Source organism: Bacillus sp. FJAT-29814 (assembly GCF_001510715.1).
Lineage (GTDB): Bacteria > Bacillota > Bacilli > Bacillales > Cytobacillaceae > Neobacillus.
Window position 1 is genome coordinate 220,979 of record NZ_LMTJ01000005.1, and the last position, 24,230, is coordinate 245,208.

Consider the following 24,230-nt stretch of genomic DNA (forward strand, 5'->3'; position numbering starts at 1 on the left):
CAAGCACATAAGTGCAAGGCGGTTTTTTGATTATTTTTTCCTTTTTAAGAGAAAATAAATACCAACGAGAATGAAAAGGACAGGCCAGAATTTCCAGACAATGCTCATTCCATTTTGTAATAATCCAAAATATCCAGTGATTTTATCATAAAAAAGCTGCAAGACCGCTATAACCAGAAATAAAAAGGCTTGAAATAAACCTGAGTTCGTTTTTTGAAACCGCAGAAAAAAGCCAATTGAAATGATTAGCATTAGCATGCCGATATGGTTATTCGGCCAAAAACTCACGTCTCCCACCAAATGAAAATGAAGACCGAACCCTGTCATAATGACTCCCGGGAGGATCGCCTCCGAGTCGCCAGCAGAATAACCTTGGCCTAAAAACGCAATCCCAACAATCATCAGCAAGGTTGGCCAGGTGAAAAATTCACCGAATATAGTAACTCCCATTTGCTGCAATAAAAAGTAGGCCCCAAATCCAATAAGAATGATTCCGGGAAAAATTCGTTGATTTTTCATGATAAACACCACTTCCAGTAAGGTTCACTTGAATCAAGTCTATTTTTTTGATACTGTACAAAGGGAAGTATTCTCGATAAAAACCGCTCTTTTTATTTTCTTATCATAACATATAGTGTCGTTTTATGTTCACATTTTTCGTGATAGGCGGAAAATTGTTCGTGATATAATCAATCTAGTTAATAATGTAATCATATTGGGGGTGTCCTTAACAAATGCATATTGTCGTGGTCGGTCTAAATTATAAAACTGCCCCCGTAGAAATCCGGGAAAAGCTGACTTTTAGTGAAACCGATGTTGTGGATGCCATTAAAAAGCTCAACAACAAGAAAAGCATTTTGGAGAATGTGATTTTATCAACATGCAATCGTACGGAAATCTACGCAGTAGTCGATCAATTGCATACGGGCCGTTATTATATTAAGGAATTTCTGTCAGAATGGTTCGGAATGGATCAAACGGAATTTTCTCCATTTCTCTTCATTTATGAAGATGACGGTGCTGTAGAGCATTTATTTAATGTAACATGCGGTTTAAATTCAATGGTGCTCGGGGAAACGCAAATTTTGGGACAGGTTCGAACTAGCTTTATGCTTGCCCAAGAGCAAAAAACCACCGGCACTGTATTTAATCATTTATTTAAGCAAGCCATCACTGTGGCAAAACGAGGCCATTCGGAAACAGAAATCGGCGCCAATGCCGTTTCTGTCAGCTATGCGGCTGTAGAATTGGCCAAGAAAATCTTTGGTTCCCTTGCAAATAAACATGTGCTGATTTTTGGCGCAGGAAAAATGGGGGAATTGGCCGCTCAGAATTTGCACGGTAATGGAGTTAAAAAAGTCACGGTTATAAACCGGACATATGATAAAGCAAAACTCCTTGCCGGCCGCTTTAATGGGGAGGCAAGAACGATTGAAGAATTGAACCAAGCCCTCGTCGATGCTGATATTCTTATCAGTTCCACAGGAGCAAAGGACTTCGTAATCACGAAGGAAACGATGGCGAAGGTGGAAAAACAGCGGAAAGGCAAGCCGTTGTTTATGGTCGATATCGCCGTGCCGCGTGACCTCGATCCTAGAATTGCCGATTTGGAAAATGTCTTTTTATATGACATTGATGATTTGGAAGGCATTGTCGAGGCAAACCTCCAGGAACGCAAGAAGGCTGCCGAAAAGATCATGCTGATGATTGAAAAAGAAGTCGTCGACTTCAAACAATGGCTCGGCATGCTTGGGGTTATTCCTGTTATTTCGGCTCTAAGGGAAAAAGCACTGACAATCCAGGCTGAAACAATGGTCAGTTTGGAACGCAAGCTTCCGAATCTAACAGATCGTGATAAAAAAGTATTAAATAAGCATACGAAGAGTATCATTAACCAGCTATTAAAGGATCCAATCTTGCAAGCAAAAGAAATTGCTTCAAGACCTGATGCAGAACAGGCGATGGATTTGTTTATGAAAATTTTTAACATTGAAGAGTTGGCACAGGAACATCAAGTAAAAGCGGCTGAATCGACTAACAAAATATCGGTTCATGAACCGCAGGCTTCCTTTTAATTTAGGGGGCTCCCTATTATGTTCAATGATTTAATAACAAGGCTACATGAATTTACAGTTGTTTTTTACGCCTTCAGTGTGTTGTTATATTTTTTCGACTTCATTCACCATAACCGGAAGGCAAACCGAGTTGCCTTCTGGTTACTTGCATTTGTATGGGTGTTGCAGACGGTTTTTCTCATTTCCTATATGTTCAAAATGGGCAGGTTCCCTGTACTGACAATTTTTGAGGGACTCTATTTTTATGCCTGGGTATTAGTAACATTATCAATAGGAATAAATCACTTGCTGCGAGTAGATTTTATCGTCTTTTTTACCAATATTCTTGGCTTTACCGTCATGGCGATTCATACGTTTGCACCAATGGATACTCATTCCCATGTAATGGCCAAACAGCTGATATCGGAGCTTTTGTTAATTCACATCACAATGGCGATTTTGTCCTACGGGGCATTTTCACTTTCCTTTGTTTTTTCCCTTTTGTACCTGTTCCAATACGACTTATTGAAACGGAAAAAATGGGGTCCAAGGCTGTTAAGGATTGCCGATTTGGAGAAACTTGAACGGCTGTCTTACATACTTGCTGTAGTCGGTGTACCGATGCTGCTATTAAGCTTAATTCTCGGCCTGCAGTGGGCGTTTTTGAAGCTCCCGGGAATGCCTTGGTACGATATCAAAATTATTGGTTCGTTTATCCTGCTAACAGCCTACAGCATTTATTTATATTTACGGACAGTGAGAAATCTGTCAGGAAAAAAACTCGCCATTTGGAATACAGCATCATTTTTGATTGTATTAATCAACTTTTTCTTATTTGGTCAATTATCAACATTTCATATTTGGTACTCATAGGAGGCAGTCATGCGAAAAATTATCGTAGGTTCCAGACGCAGCAAATTGGCGCTGACACAAACAAACTGGGTGATTGAACAGCTAAAAAAGCTGGATCCCCGTTTTGAATTTGAGGTAAAAGAAATCGTCACAAAAGGCGATAAAATATTGGATGTCACCCTTTCCAAGGTCGGTGGCAAAGGACTGTTTGTTAAAGAAATCGAGCAGGCAATGCTTGATAAAGAGATTGATATGGCGGTTCACAGCATGAAGGACATGCCAGCTGTACTTCCAGAAGGGCTTACAATCGGTTGCGTGCCGTTCCGTGAAGATCACCGTGATGCCTTGATTTCCAAGGGGCATGTGAAATTGGCTGATTTAAAACCTGGTGCGATTATCGGCACTAGCAGTTTGCGCCGCAGCGCTCAATTGTTGGCGAAACGTCCTGATTTAGAAATTAAATGGATCCGCGGTAATGTCGATACAAGACTAGCAAAACTTGAGGGTGAAGAGTACGACGCCATTATTTTGGCAGCTGCAGGTCTTTCCCGACTCGGCTGGGCAAGTGATGTTGTTACCGAATTTTTAGATGCTGATGTATGCATTCCGGCAGTTGGCCAAGGGGCATTATCGATTGAATGCCGTGAAGATGATCATGAACTGCTTGAGCTGTTTGAAAAATTCACGTGCAAGAAAACAGAACGTGCCGTTCGCGCAGAACGTGCCTTCCTGCAAAAAATGGAGGGCGGCTGCCAGGTGCCGATAGCGGGCTTTGCCTATGCGGAAGATAACGATGAGCTTGTCTTGAATGTATTAGTGGCAAGACCTGAAGGGACAGAAATCTACCGTGAAGAGCTTCGCGGGCAAAATCCTGAAGAGCTTGGAATCAAAGCCGCAGATTTATTGATTGAAAAAGGAGCGAAGGATCTGATTGATCGTGTCAAGCTGGAGCTTGAAGGTCATGCTTAAATCACCGCCTCTTCTTGATAAAAAGGTGCTTGTGCCTCGAGGTAAAGGCCAAGCAGCCTCTTTCTCCCGGCTTGTCGCAAAGTATGGAGGGATTCCAGTTGAAATCCCTCTGATTGCGTTCCGGCCGATCCAAAAAAACCAGCGCCTCTCCGAGTGTTTGGAGAAACTGGGTACATATGATTGGATTATTTTTACCAGCAATGTCACGGTGGAGACGTTCTTTTCCTTTCTTGGAGAAGTCCGGCCGGATTTTCCTAAAATCGGCGTCATTGGGAAAAAGACGGCGAAGGTTTTGAACGAGCTGGGGTTTCCGGTTGACTTCGTTCCTTCCGCCTATGTGGCTGAGGTGTTTGTTGAGGAGTTCCTGCCTATTGTGAGTTCCGGGTCCCGGGTTTTAATCCCAAAAGGAAATCTCGCCCGGGAGTATATCGCTGATTCTTTGACGGAGGCTGGAGCCATCGTCGATGAAGTGGTCATTTATGAAACTTACATGCCGGCAGAGAGCCGGGCGAAGCTTGTGGGCATGCTTGACGACGGGGAGCTCGATATTTTAACGTTTACCAGCCCGTCAACCGTTGACCATTTTATGGAGGTAGTTTCGGCAAACGGATTGGAAACCAGACTACAGACGTGCATCATCAGCTGCATTGGGCCCATTACTGAAAATAGGCTTAATGAATACGGACTGCCGGTGCATGCCGCTCCAGAAGAGTATACAGTTGAGGAAATGATTAAGAGTACGATTGCTTATCTTGAAAAAGGGTAAGGTTGTTTAAATAGATGGTTAGCGCAAGTTGGGTGGGGTTATCCGCGAGTTGGGTGGCGCTATCCGCAAGTTGAGGTGTGCTATCCGCAAGTTGGAGAGTGCTATCCGCAAGTTGAACAGGCTTATGCAAGTTGGAATCAGCTTTCCGCAAGTTGAGAGGCGTTATCCGCGAGTTGAAGTGTGCTATCTGCAAGTTGGAGAGTGTTATCCGCAAGTAAAAGTGGATAGCGACAGTTAACGAGTGCTATCCGACAGTAAAAGCATACTATCCGACAGTTAGGAAGAGCTATGCGACAGTTATAATGGTTTATCCGACAGTAACAGATAAATCACCACCCGCACAAACTAATTTTGGAGGTTTTACATATGGATTTGCAATTTTCACGTCACCGCCGCCTGCGCTCAAGTGCAAGTATGCGTGCGTTAGTCAGAGAAAACCACCTCAAAGCTGAGGATTTCATTTACCCGTTATTTATATACGAAGGCAGTGACATCCGCAGAGAAGTATCCTCGATGCCAGGTGTTTACCAAGTTTCGCTCGATCACCTTCATGCGGAAATGGAAGATATCGCCGCGCATGGAATTAAAGCGGTATTATTGTTCGGCATTCCGGAAACGAAGGACGAATGTGGCGGGCAGGCGTACCATGACCATGGTATTGTCCAAGAGGCCACACGCTATATTAAACAAAACTTCCCTGACATCCTTGTCGTAGCCGATACTTGCTTGTGTGAGTTTACAAGCCATGGCCATTGCGGTGTTGTCGAAGGGGAGAAGATTCTCAACGATCAGTCACTTGATTTGCTTGTTAGAACAGCCATCAGTCAAGCAAAAGCAGGCGCTGACATTATCGCCCCATCCAACATGATGGACGGCTTTGTTGCAGCCATTCGCGCGGGGCTTGATGAAGCAGGTTTTACCGAAATCCCTGTGATGTCCTATGCTGTTAAATACGCTTCAGCCTTCTACGGTCCATTCCGCGAAGCGGCTGAGGGTGCACCGAAATTTGGCGACCGCAAAACCTATCAAATGGACCCTGCTAACCGCATGGAAGCGTTCCGTGAAGCAGAGTCTGATGTGGCAGAAGGAGCAGATTTCTTAATCGTGAAGCCTGGTTTGCCATACCTTGATATTGTTCGTGATGTTAAAAATAACTTTAATTTGCCGGTTGTTGTATACAACGTGAGTGGAGAATATGCCATGATTAAAGCGGCAGCGCAAAACGGCTGGTTGGACGAACGAGCTACTGTTCTTGAACTGTTACTTGGCATGAAGCGCGCCGGTGCTGACTTAATCATTACGTATCATGCAAAAGATGCTATTCGCTGGTTGAAAGAACAGCAATAACTACTCCCTACCAGCCCAACGATAACGGGTTGGGGAGTCTTATCAATTTTTCGAAATGAGGGAAAAAGATGCGTTCATATACAAAATCGATTGAAGCATTTAAAGAAGCCCAAACGTTAATGCCTGGCGGTGTAAATAGCCCAGTGCGTGCCTTTAAGTCCGTTAACATGGATCCAATTTTCATGGAAAGTGGCAAAGGCTCAAAAATTTACGATATCGACGGCAATGAATATATTGACTACGTATTGTCTTGGGGGCCGCTGATTCTTGGTCACGCCAATGATCAGGTTGTCGAAGCGTTGAAAAAAACAGCTGAGTCAGGGACCAGCTTTGGGGCACCGTCCCTGCTAGAAAATAAACTGGCCAAGCTTGTGCAAGACCGCGTACCTTCAATTGAAATTATCAGAATGGTTAACTCGGGAACAGAGGCAACCATGAGTGCGCTACGTCTGGCGCGCGGCTACACCGGCCGAAACAAGATTTTAAAATTTGAAGGTTGCTACCACGGCCATGGTGATTCCCTGTTAATTAAAGCAGGTTCCGGCGTTGCCACACTAGGCTTGCCTGACAGCCCTGGTGTGCCTGAAGGCGTTGCCGCAAATACCATTACAGTGCAATACAATGACCTTGAAGGGGTAAAATACGCATTTGAACAATTTGGCGATGATATCGCTTGTATCATCGTTGAACCGGTTGCCGGCAACATGGGACTTGTTCCGCCGCTGCCAGGGTTCCTACAAGGACTGCGTGACATTACCACCGAATATGGCGCATTGCTTATTTTTGACGAGGTTATGACTGGGTTCCGCGTCGGTTATAATTGTGCTCAAGGCCATTTTGGCATCACACCTGACCTGACCTGTTTAGGAAAAGTAATCGGCGGTGGGCTTCCAGTTGGTGCATACGGCGGCCGTGCAGAAATCATGGAACGTATTGCGCCAAGCGGACCGATTTACCAAGCTGGTACACTATCAGGCAATCCGCTTGCGATGACGGCAGGTTATGAGACCTTAAGCCAATTAACACCTGAGCATTACAATGAGTTTATCCGCAAAGGCGACATGCTTGAAAAAGGCATCAAGGGTGCCGCGGAGAAATATGATGTACCGGTTACCTTTAACCGTGCCGGATCGATGATTGGTTTCTTCTTTACCAATGAAAATGTCATCAACTATGAAACAGCGAAGACATCAAATTTGGAGTTCTTTGCTGAGTATTACCGTCAAATGGCTGACCAAGGCGTGTTCCTGCCGCCATCTCAATTTGAGGGATTATTCCTGTCGACTGAGCACTCAGACGAGGATATTGAAAAAACCATCAAAGCAGTTGAGGTTGCTTTTTCAAAATTAAAATAAACTTTCAGCACTCACCATAAGGTGGGTGTTTTTTCTTTTTCTCAGAATCTCGCTTTTTTATCATAAATAAAAAAATGGTCTCATAAAGTGTAAGTGACATAGTGATTTTGCGTAAAGGAAACGAAAGGAGGAGTCGCTTTGTCCCAGGAGAATCAATCGTACCTTAGATTTTCCGTGGAGGAGTCGTTGTGGTTTAGAAAAGGACAGGAAGTCGAGGAGCTTATCTCCATTTCCCTAGACCCCGATATTACCATCCAGGAAAACGATCAGTACGTCACTATACGCGGTTCGCTGGACCTAACGGGCGAATACAAAAGCCTTCAGGACGATCAGGACTATCAGGGTGAAGGGGTAGCATCGCAAAAATTTGTAGAGAGAGTTGCCGAACGTGAGGAGGGGACGTGTGAATTTTCCCATCGCTTCCCGGTTGATATCACGATTCCGAACAATCGAATTCAAAGTGTTTATGATATTGATGTTCTCGTGGAATCGTTTGATTATTCCTTGCCAGAGCGCAGCTGCTTAAAGCTTTCCGCAGAACTGACGATTAGCGGCTTATACGGGCCTGATAAGCAGCAGGAACAGGAACCAGAACTGGAGCTGCTTCACCGTGGAAGTGAAGTGGAGGAGCAAGAGGAAATTCCGGTAAATCCGGCAGCGTTCCAAAGCAATTACCAGCCTAATTTCTTGTTTGAAACTGAAGCTAGAAAAGAACAGGAAGAACAGCCGAAGACAGAAGCGTTTCCTAACTTCCCAACGTTCAACTATCAACCGCCTGAGGATGAAGAAGATACTTACCAGCCCCCGTCATGGCAGTTCGAGGAAAACGACCAACCTGCCAACCCACAGCCTTGGCAATTCCAGGAGTATAATGCCGAAGCCAATCAACCAGCATGGCGTTATCAGGAAAGAAACGAGGAGGCTAAGGTCGTTAAGGTAGAGGTGGAGGAGGAAGTCGAGGTTAAACTGGAAACAGTTGATATGGAACATGAAGAAAGCTCATCATCATCTTCACCAGAAGTGGAACATAAGAAAAAGAAGAAATTGTTTGGCGGCAAAAAGAAATCCATGACGCTAACAGAGTTTTTCGCCCGAAAGGATGAAGGCTCTTCCCAAACTGTTTTAAAGGTATGTATTGTCCAAAAGGGCGATACGGTCGAAAGCCTTGCTGAGAGATATGATGTGTCTGTTCAAAACCTGCTCCGTGTTAACAATCTTGATTTGAATCAGGATGTTTATGAAGGGCAAGTACTATATGTGCCAAAAGCCCTTGCGAAAAAACTAATGTAGTTCCAAGAGAATGAGCGGGTTTATTTTTAGACCTGCTCTCCTTCTTTTTTCATACCTTATCTGGTAGTTAATATTTGTTTCTCCTTTTGAAAGAAGGTTGAGTTTTATGAATGACTCCAATCGCCTTGATGCCCTGACACCCATATTAGATCATTATCAAGTCCAGCCTCACTTTGTTGAGGATTACGGCAGCATCCAAAAGATTTACTCAAACAAAGGCACCTTTGCTTTAAAAAAAATTGCCCCGACGACGGGGACGGATTTTATCCGGCATGTTCATTACCTTTATCAAAAGGGCTATAACCGCATCGTGCCGATTTATCCCACCATGGATGGCAGGTATGCTGTACTCCATGAAAATAATTTATATTATCTCATGCCTTGGATGTCAAATGACAGCAGGGGCAACCGCCAGGCACATCACCAACTGTTTCGTGAGCTGGCAAGACTGCACACCCTTTCTGCAAAAGAAATTACCATTAATAAAGAGGAACGCATAGAGCATTATGAAAAAACAATTCAGCAGCTCGAAAAACATCAGGAATTCTTAGATGGTTTTATTGATGTTTGTGAAAAAAAGACCTACATGTCTCCATTTGAGTTGTTATACAGCCTTTACTACAATGAAATCAGTCAGGCACTCCGATTTTCAAAAGCAAAGTTTGAAGAGTGGTACGAGAAAACAAAGGATAATGAAAAAGCGCGAATGGTTGTTGTACACGGCAAGGTGGCGTCCGATCATTTTGTCTATGATGAGCGGGGCTACGGCTATTTTATCAACTTCGAAAATGCCAGCTACGGTTCGCCGATTCACGACTTGCTGCCATATGTATCGCGGGCATTAAATACCGGACCGAAACGAAATGATGACGTCATTGATTGGATTTATCATTACTATAAATATTTTCCGATTAAGGATGACGAAAAACTATTATTCTACAGCTATTTGGCCTATCCAACCCAGGTGATCCAGATTGTTGAGAAGTACTATCGAAAAAAGAGGCCAAGGAATGAGCTGAAATTAGTCCGCCAGCTCCAGCAACGTTACTTCCATCTGAAAAATATCGAGTATGTTGTTTCAAAAATGACAGAAATCGAAAATCAGCGGAAAGTCGCTGAACAGCAGGCAAAAGAAGGAGCCCAGTAGCAGATGAATTTAAACTGCTAAATGGGCTCCTTAAATAATTTCAAAATAAATCGAGATGGCAATAACGATAAAGAATGATAACAACAACACATCAAAAACAGTCGGCAAAAATATGGTCCTCAAGAATTGAAAAATAATAAACGGAATAATTAACTGTCCGCTCAACCTCCGAAACGTTCTGAACCAGGGACGGTATTTATACTTGTGGAAATTCTTCACCAACAAACCTCCCCATTTTATTTGTTGCATTTATTTTATGTATATTCCTAAAATGTGTGAATTCTCCGAAATCCATAAAATAAATCTGAAAATCCGGATTGAAATAATTGAAAGGACATGGAATAATTAGAAGTGCTTAAAGGACTAGTTATTTTGGCATATTTTTTTCAAATGCATAAGGGGTTTTTATATGTATTGGTTCATTTTGTTATTTCCGCTGATGATTTATCCTTGGGGATATGATCCGTATTATACACAGCCTAAGGTAGCTTATTTAGAGATATTTGTCCTTTTAAACTGGTTATATATTATTTTTAAACGAAAATATTGGACAATTAATCTGAAAAAACCCCATGCAAATGTGGAGACTCTTATCCTTATATTTATGTCCTTAGTGGTCATTTCGACTGTTTTTTCTGTGAATGTTGAGACATCCTTATATGGGACAAAATACAGGTATGAAGGGGTTTTAACCATTTTCTCCTATTGCAGTATTTTTCTTTTTTCCTATAGGCTGATTGAGGTTAAGAATATAAAGAAGCTGTTTACCGGCATGGCTGGAGTATCAATTCTGGCTTCCATTTACGGGATACTACAACATTACTTTATCGATTTTCTCCCTAAAAATAGTGTGAAGCTTTATGACCCAAGAAGTTATTCATTTTTTGATAACGCAAATTTCTTTGGCTCATATCTGGTTTTAATTATTTTACTTTCGATATCATTATATTTAATTGAAAACAGAACAAAATTATTATCCTTTTATTTAATTGCAATTGCTTTTGCTTTTAGTGCCTTGACCTTCTCCGAAACCAGAAGCGGGTATGTTGGAGTTTTTCTTGGTATTTTATTGATTACAAATTTCGTCATATATAAAAGAAAATTCCTTTGGGGAAAATGGATTAAGCTGCTTTTAACGCTGGGAATAATTTTTGCAGTTATCAATATTTTTGAGGATGGAAATTACTCAAAACGGTTTAATACGTTTTTTACCGATTCCATCAAATTGGCATCAAAAGAAAATGTAGAACAAATTGGCTCTTACCGCTTTTTTATATGGAAAAAGTCCTTGCCATTAATCGATGATTATTTTTGGATTGGTTCGGGGCCTGATACATTTGAATACGTCTTTCCAAATGATAAAGAGAAAAAACAAATATTTGGAGATATGATAGTAGACAAAGCACATAATGAATATTTACATATGGCAATTACATTGGGTGTCCCAGCGTTATTAATCTACCTTTCTTTAATAGCGGCAATATTATACAAAGCACTATCTGCAGTAAGGGTAGCTGAAGGAAATGAAAAAATCTTCTTGCTTTGTTTGCTGGCGACTATCATCGGATACCTTGCCCAGGCATTTTTTAATATTAGTGTCGTACCAGTTGCCCCATTATTCTGGGCATTTCTTGGCATTACTCTGGCAAGGTCTGAATTCGCACTAAATAAGAGCAAAAGATTACATGAGGAACTAATTAATAAGATTCAAAGTGCATAGTCAACATCCCTCGAATATGAATATAGTATAGAATCTAAAAAATTTGGTTATCATGATTGACGACAACCCCTTATTTTGGGTAGTATAACTATATAATTTAAAATCAAGCTTTGACCGGGAAGAGTACGGTGCCAGCCGGCTTAAAGAGAGGGAAATCATTAGCTGAAAGATTTCCTAAGCGGACCATCGGAATGTCGCCCAAGAGCTTCTTCTGCGAACGGATTCAAGAATCCTTGTAGTTGAAGACGGATCAAATCCGTTATCGATTTAAGTGCCAATCAGAGTTTTGATTGGAAAAAAGGTGGTACCGCGAAGCAAACTCCATTCGTCCTTTTACGACGAATGGGGTTTTTTGTGTTTTTGGTACCTTAGGAATAAATAAAGGAGGCAAAATCGGATGGAAACAAAAGAATTAACGATGCCGACCAAATACGACCCGCAAAGTATTGAAAAGGGGCGTTATGACTGGTGGCTAAACGGTAAATTTTTCGAAGCGAAGGATGACGAGGGAAAACAGCCTTATACAATTGTAATCCCGCCGCCAAACGTAACAGGGAAGCTTCACTTAGGGCATGCCTGGGATACGACATTGCAGGATATTATCACCCGGATGAAACGAATGCAGGGCTATGATGTTCTTTGGCTGCCGGGAATGGACCATGCTGGGATTGCGACCCAGGCAAAGGTTGAAGAAAAGCTCCGTGCTGAAGGCAAAAGCCGTTATGATCTTGGTCGCGAGAAATTCGTTGAGGAAACTTGGAAGTGGAAGGAAGAGTATGCCTCCCACATCCGCCAGCAGTGGTCCAAATTAGGCCTAGGCCTGGACTACTCCCGGGAACGATTCACCCTTGACGAAGGTCTTTCAAAGGCTGTTCGTGAGGTTTTCGTAACTCTTTATAAAAAAGGCCTCATCTACCGCGGTGAATATATCATCAACTGGGACCCATCAACAAAAACAGCACTTTCAGACATCGAGGTTATCTATAAAGATGTTCAAGGTGCGTTTTATCATATGAATTATCCGCTTACCGATGGTTCAGGACATATTGAAGTTGCCACAACTCGTCCGGAAACGATGCTCGGCGATACAGCGGTTGCTGTTCATCCTGAAGATGATCGTTACAAGCATTTAATTGGAAAAACTGTTAAACTTCCGATTGTTGGCCGGGAAATCCCAATCGTTGCCGATGATTATGTCGATATGGAATTCGGCTCCGGTGCGGTTAAAATTACCCCAGCCCATGACCCGAACGACTTTGAATTAGGTAATCGCCACAATCTTGAGCGTGTTCTTGTCATGAACGAGGACGGCACGATGAATGCGAACGCCGGCAAGTACCAAGGCTTAGATCGGTTCGAATGCCGAAAGCAAATTGTTAAAGATCTTCAAGAGCAAGGCGTTCTATTTAAAATTGAAGATCATCTTCATTCCGTTGGCCACTCTGAGCGTAGCGGCGCTGTAGTTGAGCCCTATTTATCGACCCAGTGGTTTGTAAAAATGCAGCCGCTTGCTGATGAGGCAATCGCTCTGCAAGCAAAAGAAAACAAAGTTCACTTTGTTCCGGATCGCTTCGAAAAGACATACCTGCATTGGATGGAAAATATCCGCGACTGGTGTATTTCAAGACAATTGTGGTGGGGCCATCGTATTCCAGCATGGTATCACAAGGAAACCGGTGAGGTTTATGTTGGTCAAGAGGCGCCGACAGACATTGAAAATTGGGAACAGGACAAAGACGTTTTGGATACGTGGTTCAGTTCGGCACTATGGCCATTCTCGACAATGGGCTGGCCGGACAAGGAAGCAGCCGATTTCAAGCGTTACTTCCCAACCGATGTTCTTGTAACAGGTTACGACATTATCTTCTTCTGGGTATCTCGGATGATTTTCCAAAGTATCGAATTTACTGGCGAGCGTCCGTTCAAAGATGTTCTTATTCATGGTCTCGTTCGTGACGAACAAGGACGGAAAATGAGTAAGTCGCTTGGAAACGGTGTTGACCCGATGGAGGTTATCGACAAATACGGTGCGGATGCATTAAGATACTTCCTGTCCACCGGCTCTTCACCTGGTCAGGATTTGCGCTATAGCACAGAAAAAGTGGAAGCAACTTGGAACTTTGCTAATAAGATTTGGAACGCTTCGCGTTTTGCCCTTATGAATATGGATGGACTCACCTATGAGGAAATCGATTTTAGCGGCGAGAAGTCAGTTGCTGATAAGTGGATTTTAACACGGTTAAATGAAACGATTGAACATGTGACAAAGCTTTCCGAGCGTTATGAATTTGGCGAGGTTGGCCGCGCACTATACAACTTTATCTGGGATGACTTCTGTGACTGGTATATTGAAATGGCGAAGCTTCCGCTATATGGTGAAGACGAGGCAGCCAAGAAAACAACTCGTTCGATTCTTGCTTATGTCCTAGACAATACCATGCGTCTGCTTCATCCATTCATGCCATTTATCACCGAGGAAATTTGGCAGAACCTGCCTCATGCTGGCGAGTCAATTACTACTGCCGCTTGGCCAGTGGTAAAACCGGAATTCACCGATGAGGAAGCAGCACAGGAAATGAAACTGCTAGTAGAAATGATTCGCTCTGTTCGTAACATTCGTGCCGAGGTAAACACACCATTAAGCAAGAAAATTAAAATGCTTGTGAAAGCGAAGGATGAAAAAGTTCTAAAATCTGTCGAGAAAAACCGCAGTTATATTGAGCGCTTCTGTAATCCGGAAGAACTCCAAATGAGTACAGACATTGTAATTCCCGACAAAGCGATGACAGCGGTTATTACCGGCTTGGAAATTATTCTGCCTCTCGAAGGGCTCATCAATATTGACGAAGAAATTGCCCGTCTTGAAAAAGAATGGGATAAACTAAACAAAGAAGTGGAAAGAGTCCAAAAGAAATTAAGCAACGAAGGATTCATGAAAAAAGCGCCTGAAAATGTTGTTGCCGAAGAACGGGCAAAGGAAAAAGACTATCTAGAAAAACGCGGAATTGTTGAAGCTCGTATTAAAGAATTAAAAGGATAAAAAGGGGAGTGAGGCGAATCCAACTTAGGGTTCGTCTCAGCTTTATTAAAAGGGGGTAACAAAAATGTTTTCTACCTATCAAGAAGCCCTTGACTGGATTCATGGACGACTGAGACTTGGCATTAAACCCGGTCTGAAGCGAATGGAATGGATGATGGACAAGCTTGGACATCCGGAGGCAAAAATTAAGACCATCCATATTGGAGGAACCAACGGTAAAGGGTCAACTGTTACCTTCCTTCGCAGTATTCTTCAGGCTGGCGGATATACGGTCGGTACTTTTACCTCGCCTTATATTGAGCAGTTCAATGAGCGGATAAGTATTAATGGCAAGCCAATCAGCGATCAGGAAATTCTGGATCTCACCAATATCATCCGCCCGTTGGCAGATGAGTTGGAGGAAACAGAACTCGGCGGGCCAACTGAGTTTGAAGTTATTACGGCGATGTCGTTCTATTATTTTGCCAATAACAGCAGCGTTGATATCGTACTATATGAAGTTGGTTTAGGTGGTCGGTTTGATTCAACCAATATTATTAACCCATTAGCATCAATTATTACCAATATTGGGCTTGATCACACAAATATCCTTGGGAACACGTATGAAGAAATAGCATTCGAAAAAGCGGGAATCATCAAGGAGCATACACCAATTTTCACTGCTGTTAAGCATCCCGGCGCTCTGAAAGTCATCGAAAAACAGGCTGACACAATGCAAGCTCCGATTTTTAAACTAAATCATGATTTCTCGATAAGCCATCATGAGTCACTAACCCATGGGGAACAGTTCACCTTGCAGACCAGATTCAATAACTTGGAGCAGCTTGAAATAACGATGATAGGTCAGCATCAAACGGAAAATGCCGCGCTTGCCGTCACGGCCGCGCAATATTTAACTCAACAAGGCGACCTCATTCTCAACCAGCAAGCTATTCGAAATGGCTTAAAACAAGCGTACTGGCCAGGCCGATTTGATATTTTGTCTGAAGACCCGCTAGTCATCATTGATGGGGCACACAATGACGAGGGAATCACGGCATTGGTAGAGGAATTAACCAATCGGTATGAAGGCAAAAGCATTCATGTAGTGTTTGCGGCCCTAAAAGATAAGAAACTGGATGCGATGATTGCAAAACTCGACAAAATTGCCAGCCAAATTTCTTTTGTCAGCTTTGATTTCCCAAGGGCAGCAAAAGCGGAAGAGCTGGTGAAACTCAGCCAATCCCCTAATAAACTTGCTGTTGATGACTGGCAGACCTATATCCCTGAAGAAATTCAGTCCCTCAAGTCAATAGATATTTTAGTCATCACAGGATCGTTGTATTTTATATCGGAAGCGAAACCATTTGTGCATAAATATTTGAAAAATATGACGATTTCTTTATGACAGAATTTTTGACATTTGGTAAAATGGAATTATCTTGTTATAACCAAATTTAGGAAGGAGGCAGGTCGGATGGGTGTGAAACCGCATATTCAAAAGACGATATTTCTTGTTTGGCTTTTACTGGTTCCTGCGGGAATGTGGTTCACCTATCAGGCCTACCCTCCCCAATTTTCCGGTAATTGGCTAAAACTACTGGCATTTTTGGTGTTGACAGTACTAGTTGCCGCCATGCCGATCGTGATTAATAATACTCCCATTTTCTTAATCCAATGGGTGGCATTGGCCACTTTTTTAACGTTTGGCCTATTTGTTGAAATAGTAATTACACAGATTGCCGTCGTGGCCTTAATGATAAAATTACGCTTACCTAAGGAACAGCTCTTCCGCTTGCCGCTCAATTTGATTATGTTTTTTATCGTCTCCTTTGTCAGCGGTGCAGTCTATTATTCGTTAGGTGGAGAAACATCCCCGCATTTGGCATCTGACGCCAAGTCCTTATGGCTCGCCATCTTGTATTCAGTCCTATATTATTTTGTGAATGAAGTGCTTGTTTCTTTTAGTCTTTACTATATATACAAGAGTAAAGAATCCTACTTTGGAAAAGACTTCATTGTGGAAACGGTTACGACTTTAATCACATTACCGATTGGGATTGTCCTTTACATCTTGTACAACCAGGTGGGGCTACTTTCGGTTCTGTTTGTTGGCGTTCCGTTCGTAGGTTTATCACTTATTTTTCAACTCTATTATTCTAGTCAAAAAATTAATCATTACCTGCAAGGAGCTGCCGAAATCGGCCACCAGATGGCGGAACGGCTGCGGGTCGATGATGTCATTAATTTGTTTATTCAAAAGCTTGGAGAAATGCTTCCCGTTGATTATGCTTATATTTTTGAAGTGACGGGCGATGAACTAAAATTAAATCGCAGGGTTGAATCAGGTAAAGGGATATGTATGGATATGCCCCCGATCAGAAAAGGGGAAGGAATTTGCGGCTTAGTATGGGACAAACAGAAGGCCCAAATATTTTCCTCCAAAAAAGACTGGAGGCAGAAAACAAAAGGGTATTTGCCTGGTGACATAGAAGCAATTTTATGCGTACCCATCATCCGCAATAAAAAGGTAATCGGGATCATATTGCTTGCCTCGAGAACGAAACGAGCTTATGAAAAATATCAACTTACGATTGTAGATATTCTTTGCTCTTACTTTGCGGTCGCAATGGAAAATGCCAAGCATTATGAACGGACCAAAAACCAAAGCGAACGCTGCGCACTAACAAATTTATATAATTATCGCTATTTTGAGGAATTATTGAATAATGAATTTGAACGGCTTACAAGGTTCGAACATCGGATGCTATCGTTAATCATTCTGGACATCGATCATTTTAAAAGTATTAATGACACCTATGGCCATCAAAGTGGTAACGAAATCCTTGCCGATATCGCCAATCGGATCAGTAAATTGGTAGCAGTCCGCGGAACCGTTGCCCGCTATGGTGGCGAAGAATTTGTGGTGCTCCTGCCGGATGTTTCGAAAGCAGAAGCATATCAAATAGCGGAGCAAATCCGACAATCGATAGCCAACTGGCCATTTATCCTCTATCAAGCTCTTGATCAGGAACAAAAGAAAATCCAAGTAAAGGTAACCGTTTCAATTGGAGTGGCAACTGCACCAGAGGATGCGGAGGATTCATTATCCTTAATTCGCCATGCTGACAGGGCTTTGTACGTTGGAGCGAAACGTGCGGGACGAAATCGGGTGGCGGAGTATTCTTCGAGCTAAATTTTCTATTAATATTATCAAAAAGAGGGTTCTCTATGGTCCCTCTTTTTATTTTTGTCCAAAAAGTGACACAGTAACTTTTGGGAGCCTTACAGGAACATGATTTTATTGATTAGCAATTGCCCACCTGCTAAACTACAATTACTATTTTCCAATTACCTAAAAAAGAGGAGAAAAATATGAAAGAATACCTTTCGTTATTAAAACGAAAAAACAATCAACAAGGGGTTGCATTAGTAATCGTTTTAGTTGTTTTGGTAGTTGTTTCGATATTATGTTTATCGATTACCGCTTTTGCAGCCAATAACATGAAATGGAGCTCGATCGAACGAAAAAATCAATCAACCTATTATATAGCTGAATCAGGGATTACCTATAAAATGAATGAAATTCAAAGAACTATTTCTGGTCTTACTCCTGGAAGCAATATGAATCAATATTTTACTAATGCAGAAGTATTACTGAAATTAGATCAATTGGTCTCCATTCCGGGAGGCATCTTTGAAGATTCATTTGGTCAGTCACCTATAGGCAAAGTTAAAATTACGAAAGCCTCCACGTATAATTCTAATTCCAACACTAGAAATTATCTCATGACATCTATTGGGGCGATTGATAACCAATCTAGAACTGTTGAAAAACCATTCTCGATTACATGGAGCTCAGGCGCGAATGTTAAAGGGATCCTAAATGCCGGTGTCTTCGCGAATGAAAAAATAGAAATGCCCGATGGGGGACCAACTATTAATGGCGATGTAGGTACGAATTCATCAAAGACAAATTCCATTGTTCTTGGGGGCGCCGCAAATATTACGGGGAATATATACGTCGGACCCAATTCAAAAAGTGATGTTGTTTCCAATTCTACTTCAAATAGGATAAAAACACCGGTTCCTGTACCAGAAACCAAGTTTATTATGCCTGATTTTCCTGCTAGTAATCCAATCGGGGTTAATAAAGCCTCAATCAATCAATCATCAGGCACTACTCCCATAACAATGGACCAAAACTTTTATTATTCTTCTATCACCCTTGCAAAAGGTGCCACCCTAAACATTAATATCGGCAACGTTGATAGAAGTATAGTTGTTGACCAGCTTGATTTGCCTTATGGCATTATTAATATTATCGGAACTGGTAAACTAAAAATTTATGTAAATAATCAATTTACCATGAGCTCATCAAGTAGGATTAACAGTGAGGATAAAACAAATCAGTTAGAAATTTTTTATCGAGGTACTAATAGCATTAATGTTGGTGGCAACACCAAAGTCTATGGTTCTTTGTTTGTGCAGAAAGCAGATGTGAATATAACAAATGGGGCGGGTTTTCAAGGGCATATCGTTTCACTAGGGAAAAATTTGACATTCTCAGGTGGTACCGTAGTGAATATTCGCATGGTTTACGCTCCAAATGCAACTATTTCTTTCTCCAACGGTGCAAATCTTTCAGGGGCAGTTATCGCAAATACAGTCCGGGTTTCCGGGGCAAGTGTTATTAACTACGGTATGCCGAACATTGATGATTTATCATTTTTTGAAACCAGTGGGCAAAATGCCACTGTCAACATTGAAAGTACCTTGGCTGTTAGGGAAAAATAAGGAGCTGTGAAAAGAAGTCGATTCGAGTTAAATCGACTTCTTTTCCTTGTTTGCAAAGTATTAATAATACTTATACACTAGAAAGTGGAGAAGTTTGTTTGATTTCAAAAGATACTGTAAAAAGAAGTAAAAATTTGTTATATTTAGGGTAGGATGAGAAATCTGCTTTTTAAAGGATGATGTCCATGAAGAACTATTTTTCTACTGAAAAAGGGTTAACATTAATAGAAATATTAGCATCAATCGTAATATTATCCTTAATCGTTGTATCATTCTTGTCTATGTTTGTTCAATCATCACGGACTAATAATTTTTCCAAAAGAATTGTCGATGCCACCTATGTTGCAGAAACACAAATGGAGGAAATTAATAATCTCAATAAATCGTTATCCTCCCCTTCCTTGGCAAATTTAGCGGATGAAATTAAAAATAAAAATGGATATACAGCAAATAGCAGCTGTAGTAATTGCTATGGTAAACCAATAAGTGGACACTATGTGTTAGTGCAATTTAAAAATGTTTCAACTGTTTCAACAGATTTAGGAAAAGTCTTAATAAAAGTGTACAAAGATAATTCTAAAACTAGCCAGGAAGCGCAAATGGAGATGATCGTAACCTGGAAAAAGTAGTAGGTGATGAAATGAAAAATAATGAAAAAGGGATAACCTTAGTGGAATTATTAGCCTCCCTTGCTCTTCTTTCAATGGTTTTATTATTGGCAAATTCTATTCATATCTTTAGTGTAAAGCAATCAAATGCCCAAAAAACGGAGATCCAAAAACAAACAGATTACCGCCTTGCCATGAATATTTTAACAAAAGAAATTAGGAAAGCGGACCCTACAAAAGTAGAGGCGAAAAATAACATTTTAACAATTGATGGCATTAACTATTATTTGGAGGGTACCTCATTAAAAAAAGGAGACCAGGTTCTTGTATCTAATATAGAAACATTTACACCAGCACAGAGCGGCGACAAAATAACTATAAAAATAGGAACAAATTCTACAACAATTTATTTGAGAAAATAGGTGAGATAATGAAAAAAAGACCCCTATTTAAAATTTCCAATAGTGAGAAGGGCATGGCTTTAATTGCTGTTTTAATTGTCATTATAGTTGCCTCGATCCTTGGACTAAGTTTGATGGGATTAGCTGCCTCGAATGTCAAGATGAGTACAGGAGAAAGGGATAATCAATCTTCTTATTACATTGCTGAATCGGGGGCCACTCTGCTTATGAGTGAGATTACCACGAAAATAAATGATATCTATAAAAATGCAAAAACTAGTAGTGAATTTTACAGCGCTGCCGTACCAATTGTAGATAATTATAAAGTTGAACGGCAAGAAACCAACTTTGAGAAAAATTTTGGGAGTCAACCTGTTGCAAAATTGAAAGTTGAACCTATTGATCTTACAAATCGAATATATAAAATTATTTCCTCAGGAACAGTAGATAATAGAACAAAAACAGTAGAGCAACAATTTCAACTCCGCTGGAGCGTCAATTTTCCAAAGACAGCTGTTTTTGTTGATAATAAAATTAAAGTAGATTCAAATGCATCCATAATCAATGGTTCGATCGGAACAAATTCTATAGTTGATAAAGCGATAGAATTGTTTAATGAGAGTAGCCTACAAAACGGATCTGAAATTATTGTTGGACCAAATGCACCTAGGCAAGGGCAAGGTGTTGTTTATCCCTATTATTCTTCTCAAAAGATTAAAGTATTGGACGAAGAAATATCACTAGAATTGAAACCTTTTAAAGCAACTCCTGCTCCTACTTACCCAATGACTTTGGGGGGGACTTTTCCGATTGGTCAGGATGGCAACATGAATATTTCTTCCAATACGACTATCAGTGGTATGCCAGATGTAGTTTCTATAAATAATGTAATAATTGATAATAACACTACACTAACTATAGACGTTGGGGCAAAAGATGTAGAAATGTTTGTAAAGAATTTCGAGTTAAAGAACAATAGTGTACTTTATGTTAAGGGTTCTGGAAAACTTCACATCTATGTCGATGGTTCACTTAAAATTAATAATTCTGAAATTAAAACAGAAAATTCTCAGAAGGACAAAATAATAATTTACCTGAGGAAGTCATCGGATCCTAACAACCCTAAAACAGTAACCGCCAGTTCAAGCGGAACAGGCATTAACTGCAGTATTTTTGCAGAAGATGCACTATTTGATTTTACTGGAGGGACCTTCCGTGGCAGATTTGTAACTGGGGGAAATGTTGAAGTTGGTGGAAATAATGTGATTGAAGGGGCAATTATTGCAAAAAATATGCATTTAAAAGGGAGTTCCAGCATTACCTTCGTAGAACAAGATGCATTGCTGCCATTACCTTCTTTTAAAGTAAATCCGATTAAGATTGATCCGGTCCGTGAAAAATAAATAATTATTAAAAAAACACCACTTTCATTGGAATGTATTTTACCTTGGTACTATGTTCCTATGAAGTGGTTGTTTTTGTTATTTCTAAACTAAATATTTTCCAGCTTCTTTTAATGTGATAGAAAATATTATACAATATTTAGTAGACGAATTTTGTCTTATTTTTGCAGAAAAGGTTAAAAAATATGATAATTTGTTAAAATATGTAGTTTGATAGTATAAAAGTTATAGATAAAAAGGGGAGTGGATAAATGCAAACGATGATATTGGCTGCAGGGTCCTTGCTGATAACTTTTTTAATTATACTCGCTTTGCCGCTTGGGTTTACAATGAAAGGGAAGATACTAATCTCTTTGGCAAGTTTTATTCTTGCACTATGTGGCATAGCGGCAGTCACTGTAGTTCCATTTGTGCAAGTAGGATTATTGCTATTTGTACTTGTGTTTATTTCAGCTTATTTTATTGATAAAAAATTTAATGGAATGGTCTACCAAAAAGCAGTTAGTTTCGAAGAAGAAGATGAGGAAGAACCTGAGTTTGCATCGTCTATTAAGAATGAATTGCCAGCTTACGAGGAACCGGATCTATTAATACCTGTTGGTAATTCGATATTGGCAAAAGAGGCAGGTGAATTACCTGACCTTAAAATAACTGCCGCTAGCGTTACCGATGTCTTGGAAGAAGAAATTGGGGTATTGGATGATCAGGAAGATGTATTGGTTGCCAACAGCATTTCAAAGGAAGAATTAGTTCCTGACTCTGTCTCTTTATCGGAAATTGAAAGTCTTTTGGCTAAGGAAATAATTGAATCAACCGGGCCTACTACGGATTCTTTAGCAGAGGTAGCTGTATCTGTTGAGGAAGAAGATATCTCCTTTTTACTCGAACGAGAAACAGAACAGATTGATGATAATGATCCTGAAATCTTGACAGAAGAGAAAGGATATTTGTCAGATATTGAAAGCTTACTAGAATTGGAATCGGTGGAATCAGCTAAATACGTTGATGATGCTGAAGGAGATCAAGACGATGTTCTCCTAGACATTAAAGAAGATAACAATCCTATTGACGAGTCACTATTCGACTTCTTAAATCGTTCTAAAGAAGATACTGCAGACCTAGAGGATACGTTAGAGATAATCGATGATAGAAAGAAAATAGCCAACATGTAGAGGGGTAAATTGAGGGAGGCAAGGAATTTGGGCAAGCATCAGCAATTGATAAAATTGTTTGTTGTACTGTTTTTCAGTACGGCATTTATATTTAGCTCCTCCCATTTTGGTGCTAAAGCGATAAATGGATTAGCCAAGGTAGACGGCAAGTTTGCCGTTGGAACCACGATTGGCACGATAGATATTTCTGACAAGACAAAAGAGGAAGCCGTAAACCTGCTCGAGGAAAAATACGTGGAGTGGATAAAAGGAATTTCATTTGATATGCAGTACGGAGACAAGTCTGCTCCATTTGACGTTAATTTGTTTGATTTAGATTCTAACGCTACTATTGCAGCCATCAATGATGGACAAAAAAATACGGCCAGCATTACCGTTGACAAAACAATAGTCGAAGAACACCTAAAAGGCCTTTTTCCACTTTTGAAAGCGGAAGAGATAGATTGGGAGAAACTCACACAAGCATTAAATCAAACGGCTTCACTTTTCGAGTCTGGTACACATAGCTACAATATTTACCCTGATTATCTAATGGCTGACCAAATCCAAAACGATGCTGTCATTAGTGAAACAGTTGTGCAAATGGACAATTCTCCTAGTGAGCTGCTGTCGATTGTTAATCAATCTCCAAAGATTGAAATTGCTGCTGATTCCAATTTTTCATTACTTTCCTTCGCTGCGAGTAATAATCTGACCGACCTGCAGACTCTTAATTTACTAGCTACTGGAATTTATCAGGCTGTGTTAGCTTCAAACTTTGGAATAGTTGAGCGGAATCTTAGCTCTTCACTGCCTAGTTATGCAAAACTAGGATATGAAGCAATGGTAAAACAGGACAAAAAGGCAGACCTAATTGTCAAAAATCCAAACAAGGGAAGCTATTCCCTTGAAATGCAAGTGGACAACAATCAGTTAAAGGTCACACTTAAAGGCCAAAAACTACTTTATAATTATAAACTGACCGCAAAGGATGAACAAAAGCTTACACCGAAAACGATCATACAGTACAGTACAACTGTTAAACCAGGGGAAACTAAGATTCAAGCCAATGGTGCAGATGGACAGATTATCAAAATTTACCGTGATATTTACCTAGATACCCAATTGATTAAAAGTGAGTTTGTTTCGGAGGACTACTATCCGGCCGTTTATAAAGTGGAAATCCATGGACTTACTGCGGGAACTAAGGCACCTACAACCAGTACTGCTGATAGCCAAACAAACACCGGAACAAGTAATTCAACAAATTCGGAGACAAATACAACAGAAACAGGTCCAAAAACAACTGATAGCGATATATGGGGTAAGCCAAATGAACAACCTAAGTAAA

At 40.7% G+C, this 24,230-nt stretch carries 20 protein-coding genes and 1 other annotated feature; of the genes, 18 read left to right on the plus strand and 2 right to left on the minus strand.

Annotated features, from left to right (window positions below; genetic code table 11):
- Window positions 1–30: 30 nt before the first annotated feature.
- Entirely contained in the window at window positions 31–519 is a 489-nt protein-coding gene (locus AR334_RS13480) for a DUF5668 domain-containing protein (RefSeq protein WP_066311528.1), read from the minus strand.
- 215 nt (window positions 520–734) lie between these two features.
- Here AR334_RS13480 and hemA point away from each other — a divergent pair, with 215 nt between their 5' ends.
- The 8 genes from hemA (at window position 735) to ysxE (ending at window position 9,780) form a co-directional block, all read left to right on the plus strand.
- Window positions 735–2,075: a glutamyl-tRNA reductase gene (gene hemA, locus AR334_RS13485; protein ID WP_066311531.1), complete on the plus strand. Its 1,341-nt coding sequence runs from the start codon at window positions 735–737 to the stop codon at window positions 2,073–2,075.
- An 18-nt stretch (window positions 2,076–2,093) separates the two neighbouring features.
- A complete protein-coding gene (locus tag AR334_RS13490; protein WP_066311534.1) occupies window positions 2,094–2,927 on the plus strand; it encodes an inner membrane protein YpjD in 834 nt (277 codons plus the stop codon).
- 9 nt (window positions 2,928–2,936) lie between these two features.
- Window positions 2,937–3,875 (plus strand): hydroxymethylbilane synthase, encoded by a 939-nt coding sequence (gene hemC / locus AR334_RS13495; protein ID WP_066311538.1) that lies wholly within the window; start codon window positions 2,937–2,939, stop codon window positions 3,873–3,875.
- Entirely contained in the window at window positions 3,868–4,641 is a 774-nt protein-coding gene (locus tag AR334_RS13500; RefSeq protein ID WP_066311541.1) for a uroporphyrinogen-III synthase, read from the plus strand. The genes hemC and AR334_RS13500 overlap by 8 nt, the downstream gene beginning before the upstream one ends.
- Before the next feature lie 366 nt (window positions 4,642–5,007).
- Window positions 5,008–5,988, plus strand: coding sequence for a porphobilinogen synthase (gene hemB / locus AR334_RS13505; RefSeq protein ID WP_066311544.1), 981 nt, complete (start codon window positions 5,008–5,010; stop codon window positions 5,986–5,988).
- A gap of 68 nt (window positions 5,989–6,056) precedes the next feature.
- Window positions 6,057–7,343 carry a glutamate-1-semialdehyde 2,1-aminomutase gene (gene hemL / locus AR334_RS13510; protein ID WP_066311547.1) on the plus strand — a complete coding sequence of 429 codons (1,287 nt, stop codon included), beginning with the start codon at window positions 6,057–6,059 and terminating at the stop codon, window positions 7,341–7,343.
- 138 nt (window positions 7,344–7,481) lie between these two features.
- Window positions 7,482–8,633, plus strand: a complete 1,152-nt coding sequence (spoVID, locus tag AR334_RS13515; RefSeq protein WP_066311550.1) for a stage VI sporulation protein D — start codon at window positions 7,482–7,484, stop codon at window positions 8,631–8,633.
- A gap of 106 nt (window positions 8,634–8,739) precedes the next feature.
- Window positions 8,740–9,780: a spore coat protein YsxE gene (ysxE, locus tag AR334_RS13520; protein WP_066311552.1), complete on the plus strand. Its 1,041-nt coding sequence runs from the start codon at window positions 8,740–8,742 to the stop codon at window positions 9,778–9,780.
- A gap of 30 nt (window positions 9,781–9,810) precedes the next feature.
- Here ysxE and AR334_RS13525 read toward each other — a convergent pair whose 3' ends face one another.
- Window positions 9,811–9,999 (minus strand): hypothetical protein, encoded by a 189-nt coding sequence (locus tag AR334_RS13525; RefSeq protein ID WP_066311554.1) that lies wholly within the window; start codon window positions 9,997–9,999, stop codon window positions 9,811–9,813.
- Window positions 10,000–10,552: 553 nt separating this feature from the next.
- On the opposite strand from AR334_RS13525, the gene AR334_RS13530 reads away from it, so the two are divergent.
- From AR334_RS13530 to AR334_RS13575, 10 genes are all read left to right on the plus strand, one after another.
- Window positions 10,553–11,500, plus strand: a complete 948-nt coding sequence (locus AR334_RS13530; RefSeq protein WP_172799217.1) for an O-antigen ligase — start codon at window positions 10,553–10,555, stop codon at window positions 11,498–11,500.
- A 101-nt stretch (window positions 11,501–11,601) separates the two neighbouring features.
- Window positions 11,602–11,836, plus strand: a binding site (T-box leader).
- Window positions 11,837–11,897: 61 nt separating this feature from the next.
- Window positions 11,898–14,540, plus strand: coding sequence for a valine--tRNA ligase (locus tag AR334_RS13535; protein WP_066311562.1), 2,643 nt, complete (start codon window positions 11,898–11,900; stop codon window positions 14,538–14,540).
- A gap of 64 nt (window positions 14,541–14,604) precedes the next feature.
- A complete protein-coding gene (locus tag AR334_RS13540) occupies window positions 14,605–15,927 on the plus strand; it encodes a folylpolyglutamate synthase/dihydrofolate synthase family protein (RefSeq protein WP_066311565.1) in 1,323 nt (440 codons plus the stop codon).
- A 69-nt stretch (window positions 15,928–15,996) separates the two neighbouring features.
- Window positions 15,997–17,715 (plus strand): sensor domain-containing diguanylate cyclase, encoded by a 1,719-nt coding sequence (locus tag AR334_RS13545; protein WP_082692936.1) that lies wholly within the window; start codon window positions 15,997–15,999, stop codon window positions 17,713–17,715.
- 179 nt (window positions 17,716–17,894) lie between these two features.
- Window positions 17,895–19,316, plus strand: a complete 1,422-nt coding sequence (locus AR334_RS13550; protein ID WP_066311568.1) for a hypothetical protein — start codon at window positions 17,895–17,897, stop codon at window positions 19,314–19,316.
- Window positions 19,317–19,501: 185 nt separating this feature from the next.
- Window positions 19,502–19,945 carry a prepilin-type N-terminal cleavage/methylation domain-containing protein gene (locus tag AR334_RS13555; RefSeq protein WP_066311571.1) on the plus strand — a complete coding sequence of 148 codons (444 nt, stop codon included), beginning with the start codon at window positions 19,502–19,504 and terminating at the stop codon, window positions 19,943–19,945.
- Between the two features lie 11 nt (window positions 19,946–19,956).
- Window positions 19,957–20,346, plus strand: a complete 390-nt coding sequence (locus tag AR334_RS13560; protein ID WP_066311575.1) for a prepilin-type N-terminal cleavage/methylation domain-containing protein — start codon at window positions 19,957–19,959, stop codon at window positions 20,344–20,346.
- Window positions 20,347–20,354: 8 nt separating this feature from the next.
- Entirely contained in the window at window positions 20,355–21,728 is a 1,374-nt protein-coding gene (locus AR334_RS13565; RefSeq protein ID WP_066311577.1) for a PilX N-terminal domain-containing pilus assembly protein, read from the plus strand.
- A gap of 251 nt (window positions 21,729–21,979) precedes the next feature.
- Window positions 21,980–22,900: a hypothetical protein gene (locus tag AR334_RS13570; protein ID WP_066311580.1), complete on the plus strand. Its 921-nt coding sequence runs from the start codon at window positions 21,980–21,982 to the stop codon at window positions 22,898–22,900.
- Window positions 22,901–22,927: 27 nt separating this feature from the next.
- Entirely contained in the window at window positions 22,928–24,229 is a 1,302-nt protein-coding gene (locus AR334_RS13575; protein WP_066311583.1) for a VanW family protein, read from the plus strand.
- The last annotated feature ends 1 nt before the right edge of the window (window position 24,230 follow it).

What these genes read in the sequence shown, in the direction of transcription:
- AR334_RS13535 (WP_066311562.1), top strand. Translation starts at nt 11,898, where the DNA reads ATGGAAACAAAAGAATTAACGATGCCGACCAAATACGACCCGCAAAGT.
- AR334_RS13545 (WP_082692936.1), top strand. Translation starts at nt 15,997, where the DNA reads ATGGGTGTGAAACCGCATATTCAAAAGACGATATTTCTTGTTTGGCTT.
- AR334_RS13565 (WP_066311577.1), top strand. Translation starts at nt 20,355, where the DNA reads ATGAAAAAAAGACCCCTATTTAAAATTTCCAATAGTGAGAAGGGCATG.
- AR334_RS13530 (WP_172799217.1), top strand. Translation starts at nt 10,553, where the DNA reads ATGGCTGGAGTATCAATTCTGGCTTCCATTTACGGGATACTACAACAT.
- hemC (WP_066311538.1), top strand. Translation starts at nt 2,937, where the DNA reads ATGCGAAAAATTATCGTAGGTTCCAGACGCAGCAAATTGGCGCTGACA.
- hemL (WP_066311547.1), top strand. Translation starts at nt 6,057, where the DNA reads ATGCGTTCATATACAAAATCGATTGAAGCATTTAAAGAAGCCCAAACG.
- AR334_RS13480 (WP_066311528.1), bottom strand. Translation starts at nt 519, where the DNA reads ATGAAAAATCAACGAATTTTTCCCGGAATCATTCTTATTGGATTTGGG.
- AR334_RS13560 (WP_066311575.1), top strand. Translation starts at nt 19,957, where the DNA reads ATGAAAAATAATGAAAAAGGGATAACCTTAGTGGAATTATTAGCCTCC.
- ysxE (WP_066311552.1), top strand. Translation starts at nt 8,740, where the DNA reads ATGAATGACTCCAATCGCCTTGATGCCCTGACACCCATATTAGATCAT.
- AR334_RS13540 (WP_066311565.1), top strand. Translation starts at nt 14,605, where the DNA reads ATGTTTTCTACCTATCAAGAAGCCCTTGACTGGATTCATGGACGACTG.
- AR334_RS13570 (WP_066311580.1), top strand. Translation starts at nt 21,980, where the DNA reads ATGCAAACGATGATATTGGCTGCAGGGTCCTTGCTGATAACTTTTTTA.
- AR334_RS13490 (WP_066311534.1), top strand. Translation starts at nt 2,094, where the DNA reads ATGTTCAATGATTTAATAACAAGGCTACATGAATTTACAGTTGTTTTT.
- AR334_RS13555 (WP_066311571.1), top strand. Translation starts at nt 19,502, where the DNA reads ATGAAGAACTATTTTTCTACTGAAAAAGGGTTAACATTAATAGAAATA.
- hemA (WP_066311531.1), top strand. Translation starts at nt 735, where the DNA reads ATGCATATTGTCGTGGTCGGTCTAAATTATAAAACTGCCCCCGTAGAA.
- hemB (WP_066311544.1), top strand. Translation starts at nt 5,008, where the DNA reads ATGGATTTGCAATTTTCACGTCACCGCCGCCTGCGCTCAAGTGCAAGT.
- AR334_RS13500 (WP_066311541.1), top strand. Translation starts at nt 3,868, where the DNA reads ATGCTTAAATCACCGCCTCTTCTTGATAAAAAGGTGCTTGTGCCTCGA.
- AR334_RS13550 (WP_066311568.1), top strand. Translation starts at nt 17,895, where the DNA reads ATGAAAGAATACCTTTCGTTATTAAAACGAAAAAACAATCAACAAGGG.